Genomic DNA, 5,524 nt, shown 5'->3' with positions numbered 1-5,524 from the left:
GAGGGTGATTGTGCCGTCCTCGCATGGCGCGCTCTCGTGTCTCAGGCGGTCGGCGGCATCTGGGTTGACGCTGAGGAGGGCCGCCGGGGTGCCGCTCTTGCGTTGCCGCTCGCGGCGCTCTCCGAGCCAGGCGAGGAAGACGGGCTCGTCGAGGATGGCAGTGGGGCGGGAGCCCGATTGCTGCATCAGCTCGGCGGCCTTGGCGGATTCGAAATCGCGCAGGCCCGGCGCTTCGCCCAGCGTCTGGACTTCGCCATCGGGACGGCGCACGAAGGCCGTGGTGTCGCCGAAGGTCCAGGCATCCAGTACGTTGCCCTTACGCCGCACAAGGGTTATGGCGCCGAGCGGCCAGGAAACGAAATCCTCGTGCCGCTCTTGAGGAGCCTTGGCGCGATAGGCGGTGCGGGCCTCCTCCATCACGTGCCGGATCAGGGCAACGCCGTCCTCCGCATGGGGCGCGAGGTTCGACAGGCGCTCATCCACGAAAGCCGCAAGCCAGGCCGCGTCGCTCTTGGGATGCATGACGGGCTCGGTGCCGGGAAAGATCGAGGTATCGATAATCCAGGCCCAGTCCTGAGAAGCTCCGCAGATGTCCTCGTTCGCCTTGTCGGGTGATCCCGGCCAGCTGATCCGATCCAAAACCGTGAACATCGTTTCTCTCCCCCTCGCCAAGATCCACGAAGACGGTCATAAAGCAAGGTAAGAGCTGTTGCCACGTGCGTGGAATCATCTCTCTTCTTTTCTGGACCGCATTTTTTGACGGTAAACCGGGTCCACTTCGCCGAAAAATGGTCTCAAGGTAAGGTCCAGCCGATGCTCTTCGACTTCATCTCCGCAGCCCTCGTCACCCTGCTCGTGACCCTCGATCCGGTCGCTCTCGCGCCGATCTTCGTGTCGCTGACCCGGGGCATGACCAAGGATGAGCGGCGGCGGGTTTCGATGCGGGCCTGCCTGATCGCCTTCGGCATCCTGGCCTTCTTCGGCCTCGGTGGAGAAGTGCTGCTGCGGCTTCTCGGCGTCGGCATCCCGGCCTTCCGCATCTCCGGCGGCCTGCTGCTGTTCTGGATCGCATTCGAGATGGTGTTCGAGCGCCGCAACGAGCGCAAACAGCACACAGCGGAAGTCGCGATCACCGAGGATCACATCCGCAACGTCGCCGCCTTCCCACTCGCGATTCCGCTGATGGCAGGCCCGGGCGCCATTACGGCGGTCATCCTGCTGGCCGGACGCGCGGACGGAAACCTCGTTTATCTCAGTTCGCTGCTCATCCTGATCGCGCTCGGCGTCATCAGCTGCTTCATCGTCTTTTCTGCCGCCGAGCGCGTGGCCCGCTGGCTCGGCGTTACCGGCAACGTGGTGCTCACGCGCCTGCTCGGCGTGATCCTCGCGGGTCTTGCGGTGCAGTTCATCATCGATGGGATTAAGGCGCTCTCTTAAACCGGCTCCGCGAAGAGGCGGAATTCCCGCACGACTTGCTCGTAGACCGGGCGTCTGAAACCGATCACCAAACCTGACACGCGATCAAGCGCTTCCCATCGCCATTCGCTGAATTCGGCTGCGGCACCGTTGCGGGCAACCGTTACCTCGATCTCGCTCTCTTCGCCGAAAAAGCGGAAAGCCACCCATTTCTGCCTTTGCCCCCGAAATACCGTCAGCCGATGTGGAGGTCCGCTATAGGGTGGAAAATCGTACGACATCCACTCCGCCGTCTGCCCGAGATATTCAGCGCTCGTAACACCGGTCTCTTCCCACAACTCCCTACGGGCGCAGGCGGTCAGGTCTTCGCCCTCGTCCATGCCGCCCTGCGGCATCTGCCATTCGAGGCCCGGCGTGACGATCTCAGGGCCGGAATCCGCGAAGCGCTTGGCAATCAGCACATGGCCCTGCCGGWTGAAGAGAGCGATGCCCACATTTGGGCGATACGGAAGCTCACTCATGACGATCCTTCTTCAGGATGAAAAGACCCGCTTCCGGCGCATCCGCTTCGAGCACCAGCCAGCCCATCCCTTCATAGAATGAACGCCGCCGTTCGCGCGTCAGGAGATGGACGCGCTGCGTACCGATGGCGAAGGCAAGATTGGCCGCCTTGTCCACCAAAGCCGCGCCGATCCCGCGACGGCGATGCTCGGGCTCGACCCAGAGGGCTGCGATCCACGGCGTGTATTGCGGCCTTGCCTCCTCGTCGCAGGCGATGAGCGAGACGGTGCCCAGGAATTGCTCGCCATCATGCGCGACGAGCACGGTCGGAATGGGACCGGCCCCGAAACTCCCGCCGACCAATCCCGTGAGCAATTCCAGCGGATGCCCATCATCCTTCCAGAACGCGCGCCAGACGCGGTCCGCAACGGCTGCTGCGAAATGCGGCTTCTCACGCAGGTCGGCAATGGCGAATGCGCTCAGCGCAGCGTCTCCATCAGGCGCTTCATCAGCTCCCGGCGCGGTGCGATGGTGGAGATCACGCCGTATTCCTGCAGAGTATGCGCCCCGTTGCCATCGATGCCGAGGCCGTCGAGCGTGGGTACGCCCAACGCTGCCGTAAAATTGCCGTCGGAACCGCCGCCGACGCGCGGCGCGGAGATGAGTTCGAAGCCGATTTCGGCCGCAACGGACTTGGCATGGTCGAACAGCCTCGACGTGCCTTCCGTCCGCTCGTAAGGCGGACGGTTCATGCCGCCGGTGACGGTGAGCTTGAAGTCGGGGTTGTGGGCTTTGAGTCCGAGGATCGCATTCGTCAGCGCCTCGCCGTCCGCAACGGTTTCCACGCGCAGATCGACTGGGAAGCTGCAATGCTGCGGGATCGTATTCACCGCCGTGCCGCCGGCCACCATGCCGACCGTGGTGGTGATGCCGCGCGTGTAATCGGTCATGGCCTCGATGGCGAGGATCTGGCGCGCGGCTTCATAGACGGCGTTGCGCCCTTCCGCATGGCGCGACCCCGCGTGAGCCGGGCGGCCCTCCACATGCACATCGAAGCGCCCGACGCCCTTACGCGCAGTCACGATCTGGCCGCCATCGCGGCTCGGCTCCGTCACGAGAACGTAGGCCGAGCGGCGGGCGAGATCCTCGATGATCGGCCGCGTCATCGGCGAGCCGATCTCCTCGTCGGGCGTCACTAGATAGATGAGCGGCCGCGCCGCCGTTCCCTTGCGGGCAACATCCTTGAACGCTTCGAGACTGAGCCAGGCGCTGGCCTTCATATCGTAAACGCCGGGACCGTAGATGCGGTCCCCCTCGATCCGCAGCGGCAGATCATGCTGGATCGTGCCCACCGGATGCACCGTGTCGAGATGCGACATGATGAGGATGGCAGGCTCGTCCGTCTGTGGRCCGGCGCGCAGGACCAGCACATCGCCCAAGCCCTGCTCGCCGGGGATGCGCTCGATCGCGACTGGCGCATCCTGCATCTGCGAGACGACGAGATCCATCATCAGGTTCACGCCCGCCACATCGTGGGTGGGGCTTTCCGTGCGGATCCAGGTGCAAAGGGTATCGAGGGATTCGAGGGTCATGGCGTCGCTGTTTTTGGTTTCGCAGGCTGGGTAAGGGCTCTTTGGGCAAACATCAAGGCAATCGAGATACCTTATGGTCTTGAGCAGGCGCACATGACGCAGCGACACCTTAAACTTAACGATATATTAGACGATATTTCTGAGCATAAGAAGGAAAGGTTTTAAGGGGAAATGGCAGTGACAATCGGTTCAATTAAAAGAGATGTGCTTCTGGGCACAGCTACTGCCGACCGCATTTATGGGGATGCGAAGCAGATTGCGTCGCCGCGCGTAGCTGGCGGCGATAACATTTATGGGCAAGACGGATCCGATATTCTGCACGGCGATGCGGGGAACCTGGGCGGCTACGCCCGTGGCGGCTCCGATGTCATCCGGGGCGGTACCGGCAATGACAGCATCTATGGCGATGCTTTCACCATGAAGACCTACGCGCGCGGCGCATCGGACAGGATCTGGGGTGATCAGGGCAGCGACAACCTCTTCGGCGACGCCCGTCAGATGAGTGCTTACACCTTTGGCGGACATGACCGCGTTTACGGCGGTTCCAACAGCGACACCATCCATGGTGACGCCGAAATCATGACGGATTTCGCGTTTGGCGGCATCGACAAGCTCTACGGCGACAGCGGCAACGATACGATTTATGGCGATGCTTTCGCCATGTATGTGTCAGCCGTCGGCGGGAATGACAACATCTATGGCGGTAGCGAAAACGACACGCTTTTTGGCGATGCTGTCGTCATGAGTGATGCGAGCAAGGCCGGGCATGATTTTCTCGATGGCGGCTCCGGGAATGACACCATCYATGGAGATTCCCAATACGCCAGTGGAGGCGTTACCTATGGTAACGACATCCTCTATGGTGGAGACGGCAATGATCGGTTGTTCGGTGACTCTGCCAATAGCGGCATCGGCAACGACTATCTCCACGGCGGTAGAGGCAATGATACGCTGGTTGGTGGCGGAGGCCGGGATGTGTTTGCCTTTGACATTGCATCCGGCAAGGACTCGATCCTAGACTTCCAACCCGGTGTCGATGTGATCGACTTGAGCGCGTGGCACATTCCCAGTTTCGGCGCGATCGAGTTCAGTCAGCGCACCGGCTTCACGTTCATCTTCTTGGCAGGCTCCAGCCACTATATCAGGCTGGAGGGCATCTCGAAGGCAAGCCTCACGGCGGCGGACTTCATCCTCTAACGAAAAAGGCCCGGGAAACTCCCGGGCCTTTTGCTTTCAATCGTTTGCGACGCTGGCGTCTTGCCCCGCCTTCAGCTGGCGATACGTCGGCTCCAGGCCTGCGGAAGCCCCTGCCGTAAAGCGGGATAACCGTTCTCGATCTTCCGAATTTTTTCATCAACAAGATCGGCAAGGGCGCTTTTGGGGCTTGAGGCGCGCAGCTCGTTCACCGCGTGCTTGATCTGCTCCAGATCCAAAGGGGAAACCAAGGCTCGCTTTTGTCCGACGCTCTCGTAATCCGATGTCATGCAGGTCCTCGCTTTGGTATCGAAAAGGCAAAAAGATTCAGCTTGAAACAAAGTACATCCTAGGCTTGGCCGGATGCCGGATGCATTGCGCGCAGATTACGGTTCCGTAATGCAGCCGCAGATGTCCGGGCGTTTGGGATGCCAGCAAAGACTACGGCGCGGATCAGGTCATCCGCGCCGCCAAAGGCTTTAAAAATCGGTTGATAAAACCGGGGCCTAGAACGGGATATCGTCATCCATGTCGTTGTAGCGCGATCCGCCGCCACCGCCGCCGGACGAGGGAGCGGGCCGTTTTTCCATGGGGGATGAGCGGCCGAAATCGCCGCCGCGGCTGATCTGCCCGCCGCCTTCCTCCTCGCCGTATTCCGACGAAGCGCCGCCGCCCGAGCGGCCATCGAGAATCGTCAGGTCGCCGCGGAAGCGCTGCAGCACGACCTCGGTCGAGTACTTCTCCACGCCCTGCTGGTCCGTCCATTTGCGGGTCTGGAGCTGGCCCTCGATATACACCTTCGAGCCCTTCTTGAGATACTG

General features: G+C 61.6%; 8 protein-coding genes. 2 read left to right on the top strand and 6 right to left on the bottom strand.

All coding sequences use genetic code 11. The features are described from left to right. The coding region (locus ACXJKO_RS29350) for a hypothetical protein (RefSeq protein ID WP_457094560.1) at positions 1 to 651 on the bottom strand (651 nt) is incomplete at its 3' end. Between the two features lie 162 nt (positions 652 to 813). On the opposite strand from ACXJKO_RS29350, the gene ACXJKO_RS29345 reads away from it, so the two are divergent. Continuing rightward, positions 814 to 1,437, top strand: coding sequence for a MarC family protein (locus ACXJKO_RS29345; protein WP_457094559.1), 624 nt, complete (start codon positions 814 to 816; stop codon positions 1,435 to 1,437). Here the strand turns inward: ACXJKO_RS29345 and ACXJKO_RS29340 are convergent. From ACXJKO_RS29340 to ACXJKO_RS29330, 3 genes are all read right to left on the bottom strand, one after another. Then, a complete protein-coding gene (locus ACXJKO_RS29340) occupies positions 1,434 to 1,937 on the bottom strand; it encodes an RNA pyrophosphohydrolase (RefSeq protein WP_457094558.1) in 504 nt (167 codons plus the stop codon). The genes ACXJKO_RS29345 and ACXJKO_RS29340 overlap by 4 nt on opposite strands. Continuing rightward, the gene (locus ACXJKO_RS29335) at positions 1,930 to 2,292 is read right to left on the bottom strand and encodes a GNAT family N-acetyltransferase (protein ID WP_457094557.1); all 363 of its coding nucleotides are present in this window, start codon (positions 2,290 to 2,292) and stop codon (positions 1,930 to 1,932) included. The genes ACXJKO_RS29340 and ACXJKO_RS29335 overlap by 8 nt, the downstream gene beginning before the upstream one ends. 104 nt (positions 2,293 to 2,396) lie before the next feature. Continuing rightward, positions 2,397 to 3,509, bottom strand: coding sequence for a M20 family metallopeptidase (locus ACXJKO_RS29330; protein ID WP_457094556.1), 1,113 nt, complete (start codon positions 3,507 to 3,509; stop codon positions 2,397 to 2,399). A gap of 177 nt (positions 3,510 to 3,686) precedes the next feature. On the opposite strand from ACXJKO_RS29330, the gene ACXJKO_RS29325 reads away from it, so the two are divergent. Next, a complete protein-coding gene (locus tag ACXJKO_RS29325) occupies positions 3,687 to 4,706 on the top strand; it encodes a calcium-binding protein (protein ID WP_457094555.1) in 1,020 nt (339 codons plus the stop codon). A gap of 71 nt (positions 4,707 to 4,777) precedes the next feature. Here the strand turns inward: ACXJKO_RS29325 and ACXJKO_RS29320 are convergent, their stop codons facing one another. Continuing rightward, entirely contained in the window at positions 4,778 to 4,993 is a 216-nt protein-coding gene (locus ACXJKO_RS29320) for a hypothetical protein (RefSeq protein ID WP_457094554.1), read from the bottom strand. A gap of 216 nt (positions 4,994 to 5,209) precedes the next feature. After that, on the bottom strand, positions 5,210 to 5,524 hold a 315-nt coding region (gene ssb, locus ACXJKO_RS29315; RefSeq protein WP_457094553.1), incomplete at its 5' end, for a single-stranded DNA-binding protein.

The organism is Microvirga sp. P5_D2, from assembly GCF_054049475.1.
Note: the sequence above shows the minus strand (reverse complement) of the source record. Positions and strands in the feature narration are given on the sequence as shown.